Here is a 15,236-nt window from a genome sequence, read left to right on the forward strand (position 1 = left end):
TTAGCCAGCGCCAAAAGTGATAATAATAAGTTAATTATACAAGTATTTGTTTTTTAAAATTGGACTGACTCCTTAATGATTTCTTAACATTTGTTTTGGCCTATAACCCCTGTTTTTCGTTTTCATTTGATAATGAAATACTTAGGGTTTTAGGGGTTTCAAATAAGTGTGCCTTTTTGGTTTTTCTATAAAGAGGGGAAGTGTTATACCTTAATAATTATATGTGAAATCTTTAGCTGGAAAAAAATAATGTTTTTCATGTTTGAATAATATTTTTTTATTTCTACCTTTGCAGACCCTTAAAAATAGGGGAGTAAATTTTATTAATAATTAGTGTATAGGAAATTATGCCAACAATTTCACAATTAGTACGAAAAGGAAGAGCCAAAATAACCAAGAAGAGTAAATCGGCTGCTTTGGATTCGTGCCCTCAAAGGAGAGGAGTTTGTACACGTGTGTACACTACCACTCCTAAGAAACCGAACTCGGCTATGCGTAAAGTAGCAAGGGTTAGGTTAACTAACGGAAAAGAGGTGAACGCCTACATTCCGGGAGAAGGACACAACCTCCAGGAGCACTCGATAGTATTGGTTAGAGGTGGAAGGGTGAAAGATTTGCCTGGTGTTAGATACCACATTGTTCGTGGTGCGCTTGATACTGCCGGTGTTGAAGGTAGAACTCAGCGTAGATCTAAATACGGTGCAAAACGCCCTAAGAAGTAATTAAAAACTTTTAATGTAAAGAAATGAGAAAAAGACAGGCGAAAAAAAGACCTCTTTTACCAGATCCAAAATTTAACGATCAGCTTGTTACACGTTTTGTGAACATGATGATGTGGGATGGTAAAAAATCCGTTGCCTTTAAAATTTTCTATGATGCTATTGCAATCGTGGAAGAAAAGAAACAAGACGAAGAGAAATCTGGGTTGGAGATCTGGAAAGATGCTCTTTCTAACGTTATGCCTCACGTAGAAGTGAGAAGTAGACGTGTAGGGGGTGCGACATTTCAAATCCCTATGCAGATAAGACCAGACCGTAAGGTGTCTACTGCTATGAAATGGCTTATTAGTTTTTCTAGAAAAAGAAACGAGAAGTCTATGGCTGCGAAACTTGCTGCTGAAATTCTTGCTGCTGCCAAAGAAGAAGGTGCTGCGGTTAAGAAACGTGTAGATACTCATAAGATGGCTGAAGCTAACAAAGCATTCTCTCACTTTAGATTCTAAAAAAACAACATGGCACAAAGAGATTTAAAATTTACTAGAAATATAGGTATTGCGGCTCACATTGACGCGGGTAAAACCACAACAACTGAGCGTATACTTTATTATACAGGTATCAGTCATAAGATTGGTGAGGTGCACGATGGTGCAGCTACTATGGACTGGATGGAGCAGGAGCAGGAGCGTGGTATTACAATTACCTCTGCGGCTACTCACTGTACCTGGCCTTATAGAGATCACGAATATATTGTTAATATAATTGATACTCCTGGTCACGTTGACTTTACTGTAGAGGTAGAGCGTTCATTGCGTGTACTTGATGGAGTTGTCGCATTGTTTTCTGCAGTAGACGGGGTTGAGCCTCAGTCTGAAACTGTTTGGAGGCAGGCAGATAAGTATAGAGTACCACGTCTAGGTTTCGTAAATAAGATGGACCGTCAGGGTGCAGATTTCTTCAACGTTTGCCGTCAGGTAAAAGAAATGTTAGGAGGAAATCCAGTACCGCTTCAGGTTCCAATCGGAGATGAGGCTGACTTTAAAGGTGTGGTTGATCTTATTTCTAAGAAGGCGATCATCTGGAACGAAGAGGATATGGGTATGACCTATGAAACTATCGATATTCCGGAGGAATTGCAGGCAGATGTAGATAAGTATCGTGCAGAGCTTGTTGAAGCTGTAGCTGAATATGATGAAGCGTTGATGGAGAAATTCTTCGAGGATGAGAATTCTATTACCGAAGATGAGATCATCGCTGCGCTAAGAGCTGCAACAATCGACATGTCTATCATCCCGATGATGTGTGGTTCTGCATTTAAGAATAAAGGTGTTCAGGCTATGCTTGACGCTGTGATGCGTTACCTTCCTTCACCTGTAGATGTAGATGCTATTAAAGGTGAAAACCCTGAAACTGGTGAGGAAGAAAGCCGTAAGCCAAATGTGGATTCTCCATTCTCAGCGCTTGCGTTTAAAATTGCTACCGATCCTTTCGTTGGTCGTTTAGCATTCTTCCGTACTTATTCAGGTACTCTTGAAGCTGGTTCTTATGTGTTGAACGTTCGTTCAGGTAAGAAAGAGCGTATTTCAAGAATTTATCAGATGCACTCTAACAAGCAGGAGCCTATCGATAAGATCGAGGCTGGAGATATTGGGGCTGCAGTAGGATTTAAGGATATTAAGACTGGAGATACTCTTACAGATCTTAATCATCCAATCGTACTTGAGTCTATGACTTTCCCAGCGCCGGTAATCGGTATCGCTGTTGAGCCTAAGACTAAGGCTGATGTTGAGAAAATGGGAATGGCTCTTGGTAAACTTGCTGAAGAGGATCCAACTTTTACTGTTAAGACTGATGAAGCTTCAGGTCAAACAATTATCTCTGGTATGGGTGAACTTCACCTTGAGATCATTATAGACCGTATGAAGCGTGAATTTAAAGTTGAAGTTAACGTTGGTGAGCCTCAGGTAGAGTATAAGGAAGCTATCACTAAAACTGCTGATCACAGAGAGGTTTATAAGAAACAGTCTGGTGGTCGTGGTAAGTTCGCTGATATTATTTTCGAAATGGGACCTGTTGATGAGGATTTTGAAGGAACCGGTCTTCAGTTCGTAGATGAAATTAAAGGTGGACGTATTCCTAAAGAATTTATTCCTTCTGTTCAGAAAGGATTCGAAGAAGCTATGAAGAATGGTCCTCTTGCAGGATTTACCATGGACTCTCTTAAAGTAGTTCTTAAAGACGGATCTTTCCACCCTGTGGATTCCGATCAGCTATCTTTCGAACTGGCTGCGAAAATGGGATATAAAGCTGCTGCTAAAAAAGCCGGTGCTATCATCCTTGAGCCAATCATGAAAGTAGAGGTTGTTACTCCGGAAGAAAACATGGGTGATATTGTTGGTGACCTTAACAGAAGAAGAGGTCAGGTAAATAATATGAGCGATAGATCTGGAGCGAAAGTAATCAAAGCTGAAGTGCCGCTTTCTGAAATGTTCGGTTACGTAACTACGTTAAGAACACTTTCATCGGGTAGAGCAACTTCAACTATGGAATTCTCTCACTATGCTGAAACTCCTTCTAATATTTCTGAAGAAGTGATCGCAGCAGCGAAAGGAGCAGCTAACGAATAATCTTAAGGAAATGAGTCAAAAAATCAGAATAAAACTAAAATCTTACGATCATAACCTGGTAGATAAATCTGCTGAGAAGATCGTAAAAACCGTAAAGACTACGGGAGCTGTTGTTACCGGTCCAATTCCGTTACCAACAAATAAAAAAATCTTTACTGTTCTTCGTTCACCTCACGTGAACAAGAAATCCAGAGAGCAGTTCCAGTTGAGCTCTTACAAGAGACTGTTGGATATCTATAGCTCTTCTTCAAAGACGATTGATGCGTTGATGAAGCTTGAATTGCCAAGTGGGGTTGAAGTAGAGATCAAAGTGTGATAAAAAAACTTCCGCGCACTTCGGTGCGCGGTTAACATGTCCGGAGCGTTTCGCGAAGGAAAAACGGTGAAAAATACAATTCAGGGCTGAAGTGTGTTTTTCAGCCCTAAGTTTTTTAAATAAGTAAACAATTAATAATTAATTAAATATGTCTGGGTTAATAGGAAAAAAGATCGGCATGACCAGCATCTTCGACGAGAATGGGAAAAACATCCCATGTACCGTGATCGAAGCTGGACCATGCGTGGTTACCCAAGTCAGAACCAAAGAGGTTGACGGGTATGAAGCACTTCAACTTGGTTTCGATGACGTAAAGACTGCAAATAAAGCTGCTGAAGGGCACGCTAAAAAAGCGGGAACCGTTGCAAAACGTAAGGTCGTTGAATTCCAGGGTTATAATGAAGATTACAAATTAGGTGACTCTGTTACCGTGGAGCATTTCAAAGAAGGTGAATTTGTGGATATCGCAGGTACATCTAAAGGTAAAGGTTTCCAGGGTGTTGTAAAGAGACACGGTTTTGGAGGTGTTGGGCAGGCCACTCACGGTCAGCACAACCGTTTAAGAGCTCCCGGTTCTATTGGTGCGGCTTCTTATCCTGCGAGAGTTTTCAAAGGAATGAAGATGGCCGGAAGAATGGGCGGTGAGAGAGTTAAAGTTGAAAACCTTAGAGTTTTAAAAGTAGTGGCAGAAAAGAACCTTCTAGTAGTGAAGGGGTGTGTGCCAGGACACAAGAACTCTTACGTAATCATTAGTAAGTAATGGAAGTAGCAGTTTTAGATATTAAAGGAAAAGAAACAGGCAGAAAAGCGAAGCTTTCTGATGCTGTTTTTGCTATAGAGCCTAATGAGCATGCTGTTTACTTAGATGTAAAGCAGTACCTGGCTAACCAACGTCAGGGAACTCACAAGGCTAAGGAAAGAGCTGAGATCGCGGGAAGTACCCGTAAGATCAAGAAACAAAAGGGTACTGGTACTGCGAGAGCAGGTAGTATCAAGTCTCCTATCTTCAAAGGTGGTGGGCGTGTTTTTGGTCCAAGACCAAGAAACTATGGTTTCAAACTAAACAAAAACCTTAAGCGTCTTGCGAGGAAATCTGCGCTTTCTATGAAGGCAAATGATAAGGCGATTATGGTGGTAGAAGATTTTTCTTTTGACACTCCAAAGACAAAGAATTTTATCGAAGTTCTTCAGGCTCTGGGAATTGAAAGTAAAAAATCTTTAATAGTGTTGGGTGACACAAATAAAAACGTATATTTGTCGTCGCGCAATTTAAAGACCTCTGAAGTTATAAATAGCTCAGAATTAAGTACTTACAAGATTCTGAATGCTAAAAATATTGTCTTTTTAGAGGGTTCTTTAGAAGGAATTGAGTCGAAATTAAGTTAATAAACCGTTATGAGCATCTTGATTAAACCTGTTATTACAGAAAAAGCTACCGCAGATAGCGAGATGAACAATCGTTTCACTTTTGTGGTAAGTAACAAGGCAAATAAGATTCAGATCAAAGACGCGATCGAATCGGCTTATGGCGTGTCTGTTACTAAAGTTCGAACTATAAATGTCCGTCCAGATCGAAAGACTAAATATACTAAGTCTGGGATGATCACTGGTAAAACTAGTGCTTATAAAAAAGCAGTAGTACAGGTGGCGGAAGGTGAAACAATTGATTTATACAGTAATCTTTAAGATTAAACAATGTCAGTTAGAAAATTAAAACCAATCACACCTGGTCAGCGTTTTAGAGTAGTTAACGGGTATGACGCCGTTACTACTGATAAGCCGGAGAAAAGCCTATTGGCGCCGATAAAAAAATCAGGTGGTAGAAACAGTCAGGGTAAAATGACCATGCGCTACAAAGGTGGTGGTCACAAAAGACGTTACCGAATTATCGATTTTAAGCGTGACAAGCAGGGGATTCCTGCTACTGTCGCTAGCATAGAATACGATCCAAACAGAACGGCCTTTATCGCTCTTTTGAATTATCAGGATGGTGAGAAAAGGTATATTATTGCTCAGAATGGGCTTCAGGTAGGTCAGAACGTGGTATCAAATCACGAAGCTGTGGCTCCTGAAATTGGAAATGCAATGCCATTGGCAAACATTCCTCTTGGTACAATTATCTCTTGTATTGAGCTTAGAGCTGGACAGGGAGCTGTAATGGCTCGTAGTGCAGGTGCATTCGCTCAGTTATTGGCAAGAGAAGGAAAATATGCTACCGTTAAATTGCCTTCAGGTGAGATTAGAAGAATTCTTTCTACCTGTATGGCTACTATCGGAGCTGTTTCTAACAGTGACCACCAGCTACTGATCTCCGGTAAAGCCGGTAGAAAACGCTGGTTAGGTATCAGGCCAAGAACCAGACCGGTAGCGATGAACCCAATCGATCACCCAATGGGTGGTGGTGAAGGTAGAGCTTCTGGAGGTCACCCACGTTCTAGAAAAGGTCTTCCGGCTAAAGGATTCAAGACCCGCTCAAGAACGAAAGCGAGTAATAAATATATTGTAGAACGAAGAAAGACTAGAAAGAAAAAATAAGATATGGCACGTTCATTAAAAAAAGGACCTTTCGTTCACTATAAGCTGGAGCAAAAAGTGGCTCAGAATGTTGAGTCTGGAAAGAAAGCCGTGATCAAAACCTGGTCTAGAGCTTCTATGATTACTCCAGATTTTGTGGGGCAAACCATCGCTGTGCATAACGGGAAGCAGTTTGTTCCTGTATATGTGACTGAAAACATGGTGGGTCATAAACTAGGAGAATTTTCACCAACACGTTCTTTCAGGGGGCATGCGGGTGCTAAAAATAAAGGTAGAAAATAATTGAAGCTATGGGAGTTCGTAAAAGAGAAAGAGCAGAGCAAATAAAAGAAGCCAAACAGCAGGTAGCTTTTGCTAAGTTGAATAACTGCCCTACTTCGCCAAGAAAGATGCGCCTTATGGCAGATCTAGTAAGAGGTGAAAAAGTAGAAAAAGCGCTTCATATTTTGAAATTCAGTAAGAAAGAAGCATCAAACCGTTTAGAGAAGCTTTTGCTTTCAGCTATCGCTAACTGGCAGGCTAAAAACGAAGATGCAAGTCTTGAAGATGCTGAATTATTCGTGAAAGAGATCCGTGTAGATGGAGGAAGTATGTTGAAAAGACTTCGTCCTGCACCACAGGGTCGTGCACACCGAATTAGAAAAAGATCCAATCACGTAACATTGGTGCTTGGAGCAAACAATAATACACAAAGCTAAGATAGAGTATGGGACAAAAAACAAATCCAATCGGGAATCGCCTTGGTATCATTAGAGGTTGGGAATCCAACTGGTACGGAGGTAATGACTACGGCGACAAATTAGCCGAAGACGATAAGATTAGAAAGTACATCCATGCTCGTCTTTCTAAAGCGAGTGTATCGCGTGTAATCATCGAGCGCACGCTTAAGCTTGTAACCGTTACTATCACCACTGCAAGACCTGGTATCATTATCGGGAAAGGCGGCCAGGAGGTAGACAAGCTTAAGGAAGAGCTTAAAAAGATTACCGACAAGGAAGTTCAAATTAACATCTTTGAGATTAAGAGGCCAGAACTTGACGCTCACCTTGTAGCGGCAAGTGTTGCAAGACAAATTGAGAATCGTATCTCTTACCGTCGTGCTATCAAGATGGCTATCGCGGCTGCAATGAGAATGAACGCCGAAGGAATCAAAATTGAGATCTCCGGTCGTCTAAACGGTGCTGAAATGGCACGTTCAGAATCATACAAAGATGGTAGAATACCTTTGTCAACTTTTAGGGCTGATATTGACTATGCTTTAGTTGAAGCTCACACTACTTATGGTAGACTGGGAGTTAAAGTATGGATCATGAAAGGTGAGGTATACGGAAAAAGAGAGCTTTCGCCTCTAGTTGGCCTTGCTAAGAACCAAGGTAAGAAATCCGGTGCCGGACGTGGAAACAAATCCCGTCGTAGAAAGTAATTTTTTAAAGTAAAAGAAAATGTTACAACCTAAAAGAACAAAATACCGTAAGCAACAAAAAGGACGTATGAAAGGAATGTCTCAAAGGGGGCATAGACTTTCTAACGGTACTTTCGGAATCAAATCTATGGATTCCAGCTTCGTTACCGCACGCCAGATTGAAGCAGCGCGTATTGCCGCTACCCGTTATATGAAAAGAGAAGGATCTATCTGGATCAAAATTTTCCCAGATAAGCCTATCACTAAGAAACCTCTTGAGGTTCGTATGGGTAAAGGTAAAGGTGCCGTGGAATATTGGGCAGCCGTAGTAAAACCAGGAAGAATCATGTTTGAAATTGGTGGTGTACCAATGGAAACTGCTAAAGAGGCGCTTCGCCTTGCAGCACAGAAACTTCCTGTGAGAACCAAATTTGTTGTAGCGAGAGATTATCAAGAATAATTTTTGAATTATGAAACAATCAGAAGTAAAAGAATTGTCTGTTGCAGAATTGCAAGAAGAGCTTGATAAGTCTCGAAAAGCTTATTCAGATTTAAAAATGGCTCACGCTGTTTCGCCTCTTGAAAACCCAATCCAGTTGAGAACTGTGAGAAGGAATATCGCAAGACTGGCTACAGAGTTAACTAAAAGAGAACAACAATAATTGTTATTCTGCTGAAAGATGGAAAAAAGAAATTTAAGAAAAGAGCGTATAGGTGTTGTTACAAGTAACAAAATGCAGAAATCGATCGTGGTTTCTGAGGTGAAAAAAGTAAAACACCCTATGTATGGAAAATTCGTTTTGAAAACGAAAAAATACGTAGCACACGACGAAAATAACGACTGCAACGAAGGAGATACTGTAAAGATCATGGAAACAAGACCTTTAAGTAAATCTAAGTGTTGGAGATTAGTAGAAATAATTGAAAGAGCGAAGTAATCATGGTACAACAAGAATCCAGACTAAGAGTAGCAGATAACACCGGTGCCAAAGAAGTTTTGGCTATCCGAGTGTTGGGAGGTACAAAGAAAAGGTATGCATCTGTTGGTGATAAGATCGTTGTGAGTGTGAAAGAAGCCACTCCAAACGGGAACATCAAAAAAGGTGCCGTATCAACAGCTGTTGTTGTTCGTACCACCAAAGAAGTGCGTAGGCCTGACGGATCTTATATCCGTTTTGACGATAACGCATGTGTTCTTCTAAACCCACAGGGTGAAATGAGAGGAACTCGTGTTTTCGGTCCTGTAGCACGTGAACTTCGTGATAAGCAATTCATGAAAATTGTATCATTGGCACCTGAAGTGCTTTAATACATTAAGAAAATGACAAAGCTTAAAATCAAATCAGGAGATACTGTTCGTGTAATTGCCGGAGACCACAAAGGTCAGGAAGGTAAAGTTCAGAAAGTATTTCTTGACAAAAATAAAGCCATCGTGGAAGGGATCAACATGATCTCCAAGCATGAGAAGCCAAGTGCTTCTAACCCACAAGGTGGTATAAAAGAGAAGGAAGCTCCTATCCATGTTTCTAACCTGGCGCTTATCGACAAAAATGGTAAGGCTACCAGAGTTGGTTACAAAGAAGAGGATGGGAAGAAAGTAAGATTTTCTAAAAAATCTAATGAAGTAATTTAGTTATGGCATACGTACCAAGACTTAGACAGGAATATGATGAGCGTGTGAAGAATGCGCTTACCGAAGAATTCAGCTACTCCAACGTAATGGAGGTGCCAAAACTTGAGAAAATCGTCATCAGCCGTGGCGTTGGTGGTGCGGTAGCCGATAAAAAGCTTATCGATCACGCTATAGATGAATTAACAGCTATTAGTGGTCAAAAAGCAGTTGCTACCATTTCCAAGAAAGACGTTGCATCGTTTAAGCTTCGTAAAGGAATGCCAATTGGTGCTAAAGTTACTTTACGTGGATATAAGATGTATGAATTCTTAGATAGATTGATAACTACCGCTTTACCGCGTGTACGTGATTTTAACGGAATCAAATCTAACGGATTTGATGGTAGAGGTAACTATAACCTTGGGGTGACTGAGCAGATCATCTTCCCTGAGATCGATATTGATGCAGTGAACAGAATCGCTGGTATGGATATCACTTTCGTTACTACTGCTGATACCGATAAAGAAGCTAAAGCGTTGTTAACCGAACTAGGATTACCTTTTAAAAAGAATTAATTATGGCTAAAGAATCAATGAAAGCCCGTGAGGTAAAGAGACAAAAACTGGTAAAGAAGTACGCCAAGAAACGTCAGGAGCTTAAAGAAGCTGGTGACTGGGAGGCTCTACAGAAATTACCTAAAAACTCTTCTCCTGTACGTCTACACAATCGCTGTAAACTTACCGGAAGACCTAAAGGGTATATGAGACAATTTGGAATATCTCGTGTTATGTTCAGAGAGATGGCCAATCAAGGGTTAATTCCAGGAGTTAAGAAAGCTAGCTGGTAAAATTATAAATTGGATGAAGGTTCAATGATGAAAACCACATCCGCAAATTAATATAAATGAATACAGATCCTATTGCAGATTATCTAACAAGAATCAGGAACGCTAACGCGGCTAATCACCGTGTAGTGGAGATCCCTGCTTCTAATGTTAAGAAAGAGATCACTAAGATATTATTCGATCAGGGATACATTCTTAGTTACAAGTTTGATGACAGTACCGCTCAGGGAACCATCAAAATCGCTCTTAAGTATGATAAATTAACTAAAGAGCCCGTAATCAAGAAAATCCAGAGAATAAGTAAACCTGGTCTACGTAAGTATGCCGGAGCCAACGATATCCCAAGAATTCTTAATGGGCTTGGTGTTGCCATCGTTTCAACTTCTCACGGAGTGATGACAGGTAAGCAGGCTAAGGCTGAGAACGTTGGTGGAGAGGTACTTTGTTACGTATACTAATACTTAAAAGACTAAAGAAATGTCAAGAATAGGTAAAAGCCCAGTTACAATTCCAGACGGCGTAACAGTAGATTACAAAGATGGTATTGTAACGGTAAAAGGAAAATTGGGAGAACTTAAGCAGGAAGTTAAAGACATCGATGTTAAGATCGAAGATAATGAGATTTCCTTCGAGCGTTCTTCTGAGAAGAGTGACCAGAAAGCTAAGCATGGTCTTTACCGTGCATTAGTTAACAATATGATTGAAGGAGTAACTAACGGATTCACAAAGCAACTTGAATTGGTTGGAGTAGGATACCGTGCGAGCAACCAGGGGAATAAACTGGATCTTGCTGTTGGATATTCTCATAATATTGTGATAGATTTGGCTCCTGAAATTAAAGTGGAGACTGTCTCAGAAAAAGGTAAGAACCCTGTTGTGAAACTTACTTCTCACGATAAGCAACTTGTTGGTCAGGTTGCTGCCAAGATTCGTTCTTTCAGAAAACCTGAGCCTTACAAAGGAAAAGGTATCAAGTTCGTTGGAGAGCAGTTGAGAAGAAAAGCAGGTAAATCAGCTTAATAAAGTATAGTTATGGCAGTGTCAAAACAAGATAGAAGAAATAAAATCAGAAGACGTATCCGTAAGGATATCGTTGGAACTGAAAGTCGTCCTAGATTATCTGTTTTTAGAAGTAATAAAGAGATCTACGCTCAGATTATCGATGACGTTGAAGGGAAAACCTTAGCATCAGCTTCTTCAAGAGATAAAGATATCGCTTCTGCTTCTAAGGATAAGAAAGAGCAGGCTGTACTGGTTGGAAAAGCCATTGCAGAAAAAGCGAAGAAAGCCGGAATAGATACTATTTCTTTTGACAGAGGTGGTTATCTGTATCACGGAAGAGTTAAATCATTAGCAGAAGGTGCTCGCGAAGGAGGACTAAAATTCTAGAAAATATGTATCAAGACTATAAAAACGTAGAACATGTAAAGCCGGGAGGTCTGGAATTGAAAGACCGTCTGGTAGGAGTACAACGTGTTACTAAGGTTACAAAAGGAGGTAGAGCCTTTGGATTCTCTGCTATTGTAGTAGTAGGAGATGAAAACGGAGTTGTGGGTCACGGACTTGGTAAATCCAAGGAAGTTGCTGACGCAATCTCCAAGGCTGTAGAAGATGCTAAGAAAAATCTGGTAAGAATTCCTTTGCATAAAGGGACTTTACCACACGAGCAAAAAGGTAAGTATGGTGGAGCGAGAGTAATGCTTCTTCCAGCAGCTGCCGGTACCGGGATTATTGCCGGTGGTGCGATTCGTGCGGTATTGGAATCTGTAGGAGTACATGATGTACTTTCTAAGAACCAGGGGTCTTCTAACCCTCATAATGTTGTAAAAGCAACCTTTGATGCTTTACTACAGTTAAGAAGTGCTGAAACTGTTGCAAAACAAAGAGGTATTTCTCTGGAAAAAGTATTTAAAGGATAAATCAAGGAATAAGATGGGAAAGATAAAAGTTACAAAAGTAAAAAGTGCCATCAACCGAACTCAGAACCAAAAACGTATTCTTGAGGCTTTAGGTCTTAAGAAAATGGGACAAACGGTTGAGCATGCTGATACGCCAAACATCCTTGGTATGGTAAATAAAGTTAAACACCTGGTTTCTGTAGAGGAATCAAAATAATAAGTCTCTCATGGATTTAAGTAACTTAAAACCTGCAGAAGGTTCAGTTAAGAAAAATAGCAAGCGTATAGGACGCGGTGAAGGTTCCGGAAAAGGAGGAACTGCCACCAGAGGACATAAAGGTGCCAAGTCACGTTCTGGATATTCCAAGAAGATCGGTTTTGAAGGTGGGCAAATGCCACTTCAAAGACGAGTTCCTAAATTTGGATTCACCAACAGAAACCGTAAAGTTTATCAGGGAATCAACCTTGATACTCTTCAAACTCTAGTTGATGAAGGAAGAATTAAGGATACAGTAGATATGGATGTTCTTGTAGAGAACGGTCTGGCTGGAAGAAACGAGCTTGTTAAGATATTAGGTAGAGGTGAATTAAAGGCAAAGTTGAAAGTATCTGTTCATAAATTTACGGCCTCAGCGAAAGAAGCTATCGAAGCTGCCGGAGGTGAAGTTGTTACTTTATAATAGATAATCAAATGAAATTCATCAATACGATTAAAAATATTTGGAAAATCGAGGAGCTAAAAAACCGAATTTTAGTTACCCTCGGTTTGCTTTTGGTATATCGTTTCGGTGCGCAGGTAGTACTGCCGGGAATCGATGCTGCTCAGCTTTCAAACCTGGCATCTCAAACTGATAGCGGTCTTTTAGGGCTGCTTAACGCCTTTACGGGTGGAGCATTCTCTAATGCATCAGTATTTGCTTTGGGAATTATGCCTTATATCTCTGCATCTATTGTGGTGCAGTTGATGGGGATAGCGATCCCATACCTTCAGAAATTACAGAAGGAAGGAGAAAGTGGGCGTAAGAAGATAAACCAGATCACACGTTGGTTAACGATTGCGATTACTCTTGTACAGGGGCCAGGTTATATTTACAACCTGTTCGCGACCTTGCCGTCAGAAGCTTTCATGTTAGGTGATAACATCACTTTCGTGGTTTCATCGGTGATTATCCTTACAACGGGTACTATTTTCGCGATGTGGCTGGGTGAAAAGATCACAGATAAAGGTATTGGTAACGGTATTTCATTGTTGATTATGGTGGGTATCATAGCTACATTGCCGCAAGCCTTTATCCAGGAATTCGCTTCAAGAGTATTTGAATCGAATGGTGGTCTTGTAATGATACTTATCGAATTAGTTATCTGGTTCGCTATCATTATGGCTTCAGTTATGCTGGTAATGGCGGTGCGTCAGATTCCGGTTCAATATGCCAGAAGATCTGCCTCAGGCGGATATGAAAAGAATGTTTTCGGATCAAGACAATATATTCCGTTAAAACTGAATGCATCAGGAGTAATGCCGATCATTTTCGCTCAGGCGATAATGTTCATACCGGTAGCTCTTGCAGGACTTTCTGATTCTGATACGGCTCAGGGAGTAACCGCTGCATTTCAGAATATTTTCGGATTTTGGTATAATCTGGTGTTCGCATTATTGATCATTGTATTTACATATTTCTATACTGCGATCACAGTTCCAACAAATAAAATGGCTGACGATCTAAAGAGAAGCGGTGGGTTTATTCCTGGCATTCGTCCTGGAACCGAAACTGCCGAATACCTGGATCGCATTATGTCTCAAATCACGCTTCCGGGATCTGTATTCCTGGCCATTATTGCAGTGTTCCCTGCGATCGTGGTACAACTGTTGGGTGTACAACAGAACTGGGCGTTATTCTTTGGAGGTACCTCGCTTTTAATTATGGTTGGAGTTGCAATAGATACTATGCAACAGGTGAATTCTTACTTGTTGAATAGACACTATGACGGATTAATGAAAACAGGTAAAAACAGAAAAGCAGTAGCTTAATTATGGCAAAACAACCACCAATTGAACAAGACGGAACTATCATTGAAGCATTATCTAATGCGATGTTTCGTGTAGAATTGGAGAATGGTCACGTAGTGACTGCCCATATCTCCGGGAAGATGCGTATGCACTATATAAAATTGCTTCCTGGTGATAAGGTAAAACTGGAAATGAGTCCTTACGATTTAACTAAGGCTCGAATAACTTACAGATACTAAAAAGTAATTTTCAGGCTTTTATAAATTTTTTATACTTTTGCACTCTGAAAAATTTATGATGGCTTAGAATTTCACGGAATGGTATTTACCTGCCTGTGAATAAAAAACAGATAAGATGAAAGTAAGAGCATCAATAAAAAAGAGAAGTGCCGACTGCAAGATTGTACGCAGAAAAGGGCGCCTTTACGTAATTAACAAAAAGAATCCTAGATTTAAACAAAGACAAGGCTAATTATGGCAAGAATTGCAGGGGTTGATATACCTAAACAAAAGCGAGGAGTTATAGCGTTGACCTATATCTTCGGAATTGGCAAAAGCAGGGCTCAGGAAATACTTGCTCAGGCCAAAGTTGACGAAAGTAAAAAAGTTTCAGACTGGGACGATGATGAAATTGGTCGCATTCGTGAAGCGGTAGGTCAATATACAATCGAAGGAGAATTACGTACTGAGGTTCAAATGAGTATTAAGCGTTTGATGGATATCGGATGCTATAGAGGAATCCGTCACAGAGCGGGACTTCCTTTAAGAGGTCAAAGAACCAAAAACAACTCCAGAACCAGAAAAGGAAGAAGAAAAACAGTTGCTAACAAGAAAAAAGCAACTAAATAGTAAGTAGTATGGCAAAGAAAGCAAATCCAAAAGCTAAAACTCAGAAGAAACGTAAAGTAACCGTTGAAGCAAACGGTGAAGCTCACGTGACTGCTTCTTTCAACAACATCATTATTTCCCTTACCAATAAAAAGGGAGATGTTGTAGCATGGTCATCTGCAGGAAAGATGGGCTTTAGAGGATCTAAGAAAAATACTCCTTACGCTGCGCAGCTTGCTGCTGAAGATGCTTCAAAAGTAGCTCACGAAGCTGGTCTGCGTAAAGTAAAGGTATACGTAAAAGGTCCTGGAAACGGAAGAGAATCTGCTATTAGATCTATCCACAACAGTGGTATAGAAGTGACAGAGATCATCGATATTACTCCGCTTCCACACAACGGTTGTCGTCCACCTAAGAGACGTAGAGTTTAATCAATTTTAATAATTAGGAG

Annotated in this window: 29 protein-coding genes; all 29 read left to right on the plus strand. The window is 40.4% G+C overall.

Going from position 1 to position 15,236, the window contains the following annotated elements:
• Positions 1-347 precede the first annotated feature (347 nt).
• Entirely contained in the window at positions 348-722 is a 375-nt protein-coding gene (gene rpsL / locus NE848_RS00310; protein ID WP_010230128.1) for a 30S ribosomal protein S12, read from the plus strand.
• A gap of 23 nt (positions 723-745) precedes the next feature.
• Positions 746-1,222, plus strand: coding sequence for a 30S ribosomal protein S7 (rpsG, locus tag NE848_RS00315; protein ID WP_252110233.1), 477 nt, complete (start codon positions 746-748; stop codon positions 1,220-1,222).
• A gap of 9 nt (positions 1,223-1,231) precedes the next feature.
• Entirely contained in the window at positions 1,232-3,343 is a 2,112-nt protein-coding gene (gene fusA / locus NE848_RS00320; RefSeq protein ID WP_252110234.1) for an elongation factor G, read from the plus strand.
• Between the two features lie 10 nt (positions 3,344-3,353).
• On the plus strand, positions 3,354-3,659 hold the full coding sequence (rpsJ, locus tag NE848_RS00325) for a 30S ribosomal protein S10 (RefSeq protein ID WP_026915146.1): 306 nt from the start codon (positions 3,354-3,356) through the stop codon (positions 3,657-3,659).
• Between the two features lie 148 nt (positions 3,660-3,807).
• The gene (gene rplC, locus NE848_RS00330; RefSeq protein WP_131397694.1) at positions 3,808-4,419 is read left to right on the plus strand and encodes a 50S ribosomal protein L3; all 612 of its coding nucleotides are present in this window, start codon (positions 3,808-3,810) and stop codon (positions 4,417-4,419) included.
• Complete coding sequence (rplD, locus tag NE848_RS00335; protein ID WP_252110235.1) at positions 4,419-5,045, plus strand: 50S ribosomal protein L4; 627 nt, start codon at positions 4,419-4,421, stop codon at positions 5,043-5,045. Before rplC ends, rplD begins: the two co-directional genes overlap by 1 nt.
• A gap of 9 nt (positions 5,046-5,054) precedes the next feature.
• Positions 5,055-5,345, plus strand: coding sequence for a 50S ribosomal protein L23 (gene rplW / locus NE848_RS00340; RefSeq protein WP_131397698.1), 291 nt, complete (start codon positions 5,055-5,057; stop codon positions 5,343-5,345).
• Positions 5,346-5,354: 9 nt separating this feature from the next.
• Positions 5,355-6,194, plus strand: coding sequence for a 50S ribosomal protein L2 (rplB, locus tag NE848_RS00345; protein WP_131397700.1), 840 nt, complete (start codon positions 5,355-5,357; stop codon positions 6,192-6,194).
• 3 nt (positions 6,195-6,197) lie between these two features.
• Complete coding sequence (rpsS, locus tag NE848_RS00350; protein ID WP_011710692.1) at positions 6,198-6,476, plus strand: 30S ribosomal protein S19; 279 nt, start codon at positions 6,198-6,200, stop codon at positions 6,474-6,476.
• Between the two features lie 8 nt (positions 6,477-6,484).
• Positions 6,485-6,892 carry a 50S ribosomal protein L22 gene (gene rplV / locus NE848_RS00355; RefSeq protein ID WP_252110236.1) on the plus strand — a complete coding sequence of 136 codons (408 nt, stop codon included), beginning with the start codon at positions 6,485-6,487 and terminating at the stop codon, positions 6,890-6,892.
• Positions 6,893-6,900: 8 nt separating this feature from the next.
• Entirely contained in the window at positions 6,901-7,617 is a 717-nt protein-coding gene (gene rpsC / locus NE848_RS00360; RefSeq protein ID WP_131397702.1) for a 30S ribosomal protein S3, read from the plus strand.
• Between the two features lie 19 nt (positions 7,618-7,636).
• Positions 7,637-8,056, plus strand: a complete 420-nt coding sequence (gene rplP / locus NE848_RS00365) for a 50S ribosomal protein L16 (protein ID WP_252110237.1) — start codon at positions 7,637-7,639, stop codon at positions 8,054-8,056.
• 10 nt (positions 8,057-8,066) lie between these two features.
• On the plus strand, positions 8,067-8,258 hold the full coding sequence (gene rpmC / locus NE848_RS00370; protein WP_252110238.1) for a 50S ribosomal protein L29: 192 nt from the start codon (positions 8,067-8,069) through the stop codon (positions 8,256-8,258).
• Positions 8,259-8,276: 18 nt separating this feature from the next.
• Positions 8,277-8,534, plus strand: coding sequence for a 30S ribosomal protein S17 (gene rpsQ / locus NE848_RS00375; RefSeq protein WP_083643378.1), 258 nt, complete (start codon positions 8,277-8,279; stop codon positions 8,532-8,534).
• Between the two features lie 2 nt (positions 8,535-8,536).
• Positions 8,537-8,905 carry a 50S ribosomal protein L14 gene (gene rplN, locus NE848_RS00380; protein ID WP_252110239.1) on the plus strand — a complete coding sequence of 123 codons (369 nt, stop codon included), beginning with the start codon at positions 8,537-8,539 and terminating at the stop codon, positions 8,903-8,905.
• A gap of 12 nt (positions 8,906-8,917) precedes the next feature.
• The gene (rplX, locus tag NE848_RS00385; RefSeq protein WP_252110240.1) at positions 8,918-9,229 is read left to right on the plus strand and encodes a 50S ribosomal protein L24; all 312 of its coding nucleotides are present in this window, start codon (positions 8,918-8,920) and stop codon (positions 9,227-9,229) included.
• A 2-nt stretch (positions 9,230-9,231) separates the two neighbouring features.
• Entirely contained in the window at positions 9,232-9,783 is a 552-nt protein-coding gene (gene rplE / locus NE848_RS00390) for a 50S ribosomal protein L5 (protein ID WP_252110241.1), read from the plus strand.
• Between the two features lie 2 nt (positions 9,784-9,785).
• Positions 9,786-10,055 carry a 30S ribosomal protein S14 gene (rpsN, locus tag NE848_RS00395; protein WP_131397714.1) on the plus strand — a complete coding sequence of 90 codons (270 nt, stop codon included), beginning with the start codon at positions 9,786-9,788 and terminating at the stop codon, positions 10,053-10,055.
• A gap of 56 nt (positions 10,056-10,111) precedes the next feature.
• Complete coding sequence (rpsH, locus tag NE848_RS00400; protein WP_252110242.1) at positions 10,112-10,510, plus strand: 30S ribosomal protein S8; 399 nt, start codon at positions 10,112-10,114, stop codon at positions 10,508-10,510.
• 19 nt (positions 10,511-10,529) lie between these two features.
• Positions 10,530-11,072: a 50S ribosomal protein L6 gene (rplF, locus tag NE848_RS00405; RefSeq protein WP_252110243.1), complete on the plus strand. Its 543-nt coding sequence runs from the start codon at positions 10,530-10,532 to the stop codon at positions 11,070-11,072.
• A 12-nt stretch (positions 11,073-11,084) separates the two neighbouring features.
• Positions 11,085-11,441 (plus strand): 50S ribosomal protein L18, encoded by a 357-nt coding sequence (gene rplR, locus NE848_RS00410; protein WP_241552375.1) that lies wholly within the window; start codon positions 11,085-11,087, stop codon positions 11,439-11,441.
• Between the two features lie 5 nt (positions 11,442-11,446).
• On the plus strand, positions 11,447-11,971 hold the full coding sequence (gene rpsE / locus NE848_RS00415; protein WP_252110244.1) for a 30S ribosomal protein S5: 525 nt from the start codon (positions 11,447-11,449) through the stop codon (positions 11,969-11,971).
• 13 nt (positions 11,972-11,984) lie between these two features.
• Positions 11,985-12,167 (plus strand): 50S ribosomal protein L30, encoded by a 183-nt coding sequence (gene rpmD / locus NE848_RS00420; protein WP_252110245.1) that lies wholly within the window; start codon positions 11,985-11,987, stop codon positions 12,165-12,167.
• Between the two features lie 10 nt (positions 12,168-12,177).
• Complete coding sequence (gene rplO, locus NE848_RS00425) at positions 12,178-12,630, plus strand: 50S ribosomal protein L15 (RefSeq protein WP_252110246.1); 453 nt, start codon at positions 12,178-12,180, stop codon at positions 12,628-12,630.
• A gap of 11 nt (positions 12,631-12,641) precedes the next feature.
• The gene (gene secY / locus NE848_RS00430) at positions 12,642-13,979 is read left to right on the plus strand and encodes a preprotein translocase subunit SecY (RefSeq protein ID WP_252110247.1); all 1,338 of its coding nucleotides are present in this window, start codon (positions 12,642-12,644) and stop codon (positions 13,977-13,979) included.
• A 2-nt stretch (positions 13,980-13,981) separates the two neighbouring features.
• Positions 13,982-14,197, plus strand: coding sequence for a translation initiation factor IF-1 (gene infA / locus NE848_RS00435; protein WP_072553873.1), 216 nt, complete (start codon positions 13,982-13,984; stop codon positions 14,195-14,197).
• A 115-nt stretch (positions 14,198-14,312) separates the two neighbouring features.
• Complete coding sequence (gene ykgO / locus NE848_RS00440) at positions 14,313-14,429, plus strand: type B 50S ribosomal protein L36 (RefSeq protein WP_010519235.1); 117 nt, start codon at positions 14,313-14,315, stop codon at positions 14,427-14,429.
• A 2-nt stretch (positions 14,430-14,431) separates the two neighbouring features.
• Positions 14,432-14,806, plus strand: coding sequence for a 30S ribosomal protein S13 (gene rpsM / locus NE848_RS00445; protein ID WP_252110248.1), 375 nt, complete (start codon positions 14,432-14,434; stop codon positions 14,804-14,806).
• 8 nt (positions 14,807-14,814) lie between these two features.
• Complete coding sequence (rpsK, locus tag NE848_RS00450; RefSeq protein ID WP_252110249.1) at positions 14,815-15,216, plus strand: 30S ribosomal protein S11; 402 nt, start codon at positions 14,815-14,817, stop codon at positions 15,214-15,216.
• Positions 15,217-15,236: the final 20 nt, after the last annotated feature.

The sequence above is a fragment of the Gramella jeungdoensis genome (assembly GCF_023805255.1).
Lineage (GTDB): Bacteria > Bacteroidota > Bacteroidia > Flavobacteriales > Flavobacteriaceae > Christiangramia > Christiangramia jeungdoensis.

What these genes read in the sequence shown, in the direction of transcription:
- rpsL (WP_010230128.1), top strand. Translation starts at nt 348, where the DNA reads ATGCCAACAATTTCACAATTAGTACGAAAAGGAAGAGCCAAAATAACC.
- rpsG (WP_252110233.1), top strand. Translation starts at nt 746, where the DNA reads ATGAGAAAAAGACAGGCGAAAAAAAGACCTCTTTTACCAGATCCAAAA.
- fusA (WP_252110234.1), top strand. Translation starts at nt 1,232, where the DNA reads ATGGCACAAAGAGATTTAAAATTTACTAGAAATATAGGTATTGCGGCT.
- rpsJ (WP_026915146.1), top strand. Translation starts at nt 3,354, where the DNA reads ATGAGTCAAAAAATCAGAATAAAACTAAAATCTTACGATCATAACCTG.
- rplC (WP_131397694.1), top strand. Translation starts at nt 3,808, where the DNA reads ATGTCTGGGTTAATAGGAAAAAAGATCGGCATGACCAGCATCTTCGAC.
- rplD (WP_252110235.1), top strand. Translation starts at nt 4,419, where the DNA reads ATGGAAGTAGCAGTTTTAGATATTAAAGGAAAAGAAACAGGCAGAAAA.
- rplW (WP_131397698.1), top strand. Translation starts at nt 5,055, where the DNA reads ATGAGCATCTTGATTAAACCTGTTATTACAGAAAAAGCTACCGCAGAT.
- rplB (WP_131397700.1), top strand. Translation starts at nt 5,355, where the DNA reads ATGTCAGTTAGAAAATTAAAACCAATCACACCTGGTCAGCGTTTTAGA.
- rpsS (WP_011710692.1), top strand. Translation starts at nt 6,198, where the DNA reads ATGGCACGTTCATTAAAAAAAGGACCTTTCGTTCACTATAAGCTGGAG.
- rplV (WP_252110236.1), top strand. Translation starts at nt 6,485, where the DNA reads ATGGGAGTTCGTAAAAGAGAAAGAGCAGAGCAAATAAAAGAAGCCAAA.
- rpsC (WP_131397702.1), top strand. Translation starts at nt 6,901, where the DNA reads ATGGGACAAAAAACAAATCCAATCGGGAATCGCCTTGGTATCATTAGA.
- rplP (WP_252110237.1), top strand. Translation starts at nt 7,637, where the DNA reads ATGTTACAACCTAAAAGAACAAAATACCGTAAGCAACAAAAAGGACGT.
- rpmC (WP_252110238.1), top strand. Translation starts at nt 8,067, where the DNA reads ATGAAACAATCAGAAGTAAAAGAATTGTCTGTTGCAGAATTGCAAGAA.
- rpsQ (WP_083643378.1), top strand. Translation starts at nt 8,277, where the DNA reads ATGGAAAAAAGAAATTTAAGAAAAGAGCGTATAGGTGTTGTTACAAGT.
- rplN (WP_252110239.1), top strand. Translation starts at nt 8,537, where the DNA reads ATGGTACAACAAGAATCCAGACTAAGAGTAGCAGATAACACCGGTGCC.
- rplX (WP_252110240.1), top strand. Translation starts at nt 8,918, where the DNA reads ATGACAAAGCTTAAAATCAAATCAGGAGATACTGTTCGTGTAATTGCC.
- rplE (WP_252110241.1), top strand. Translation starts at nt 9,232, where the DNA reads ATGGCATACGTACCAAGACTTAGACAGGAATATGATGAGCGTGTGAAG.
- rpsN (WP_131397714.1), top strand. Translation starts at nt 9,786, where the DNA reads ATGGCTAAAGAATCAATGAAAGCCCGTGAGGTAAAGAGACAAAAACTG.
- rpsH (WP_252110242.1), top strand. Translation starts at nt 10,112, where the DNA reads ATGAATACAGATCCTATTGCAGATTATCTAACAAGAATCAGGAACGCT.
- rplF (WP_252110243.1), top strand. Translation starts at nt 10,530, where the DNA reads ATGTCAAGAATAGGTAAAAGCCCAGTTACAATTCCAGACGGCGTAACA.
- rplR (WP_241552375.1), top strand. Translation starts at nt 11,085, where the DNA reads ATGGCAGTGTCAAAACAAGATAGAAGAAATAAAATCAGAAGACGTATC.
- rpsE (WP_252110244.1), top strand. Translation starts at nt 11,447, where the DNA reads ATGTATCAAGACTATAAAAACGTAGAACATGTAAAGCCGGGAGGTCTG.
- rpmD (WP_252110245.1), top strand. Translation starts at nt 11,985, where the DNA reads ATGGGAAAGATAAAAGTTACAAAAGTAAAAAGTGCCATCAACCGAACT.
- rplO (WP_252110246.1), top strand. Translation starts at nt 12,178, where the DNA reads ATGGATTTAAGTAACTTAAAACCTGCAGAAGGTTCAGTTAAGAAAAAT.
- secY (WP_252110247.1), top strand. Translation starts at nt 12,642, where the DNA reads ATGAAATTCATCAATACGATTAAAAATATTTGGAAAATCGAGGAGCTA.
- infA (WP_072553873.1), top strand. Translation starts at nt 13,982, where the DNA reads ATGGCAAAACAACCACCAATTGAACAAGACGGAACTATCATTGAAGCA.
- ykgO (WP_010519235.1), top strand. Translation starts at nt 14,313, where the DNA reads ATGAAAGTAAGAGCATCAATAAAAAAGAGAAGTGCCGACTGCAAGATT.
- rpsM (WP_252110248.1), top strand. Translation starts at nt 14,432, where the DNA reads ATGGCAAGAATTGCAGGGGTTGATATACCTAAACAAAAGCGAGGAGTT.
- rpsK (WP_252110249.1), top strand. Translation starts at nt 14,815, where the DNA reads ATGGCAAAGAAAGCAAATCCAAAAGCTAAAACTCAGAAGAAACGTAAA.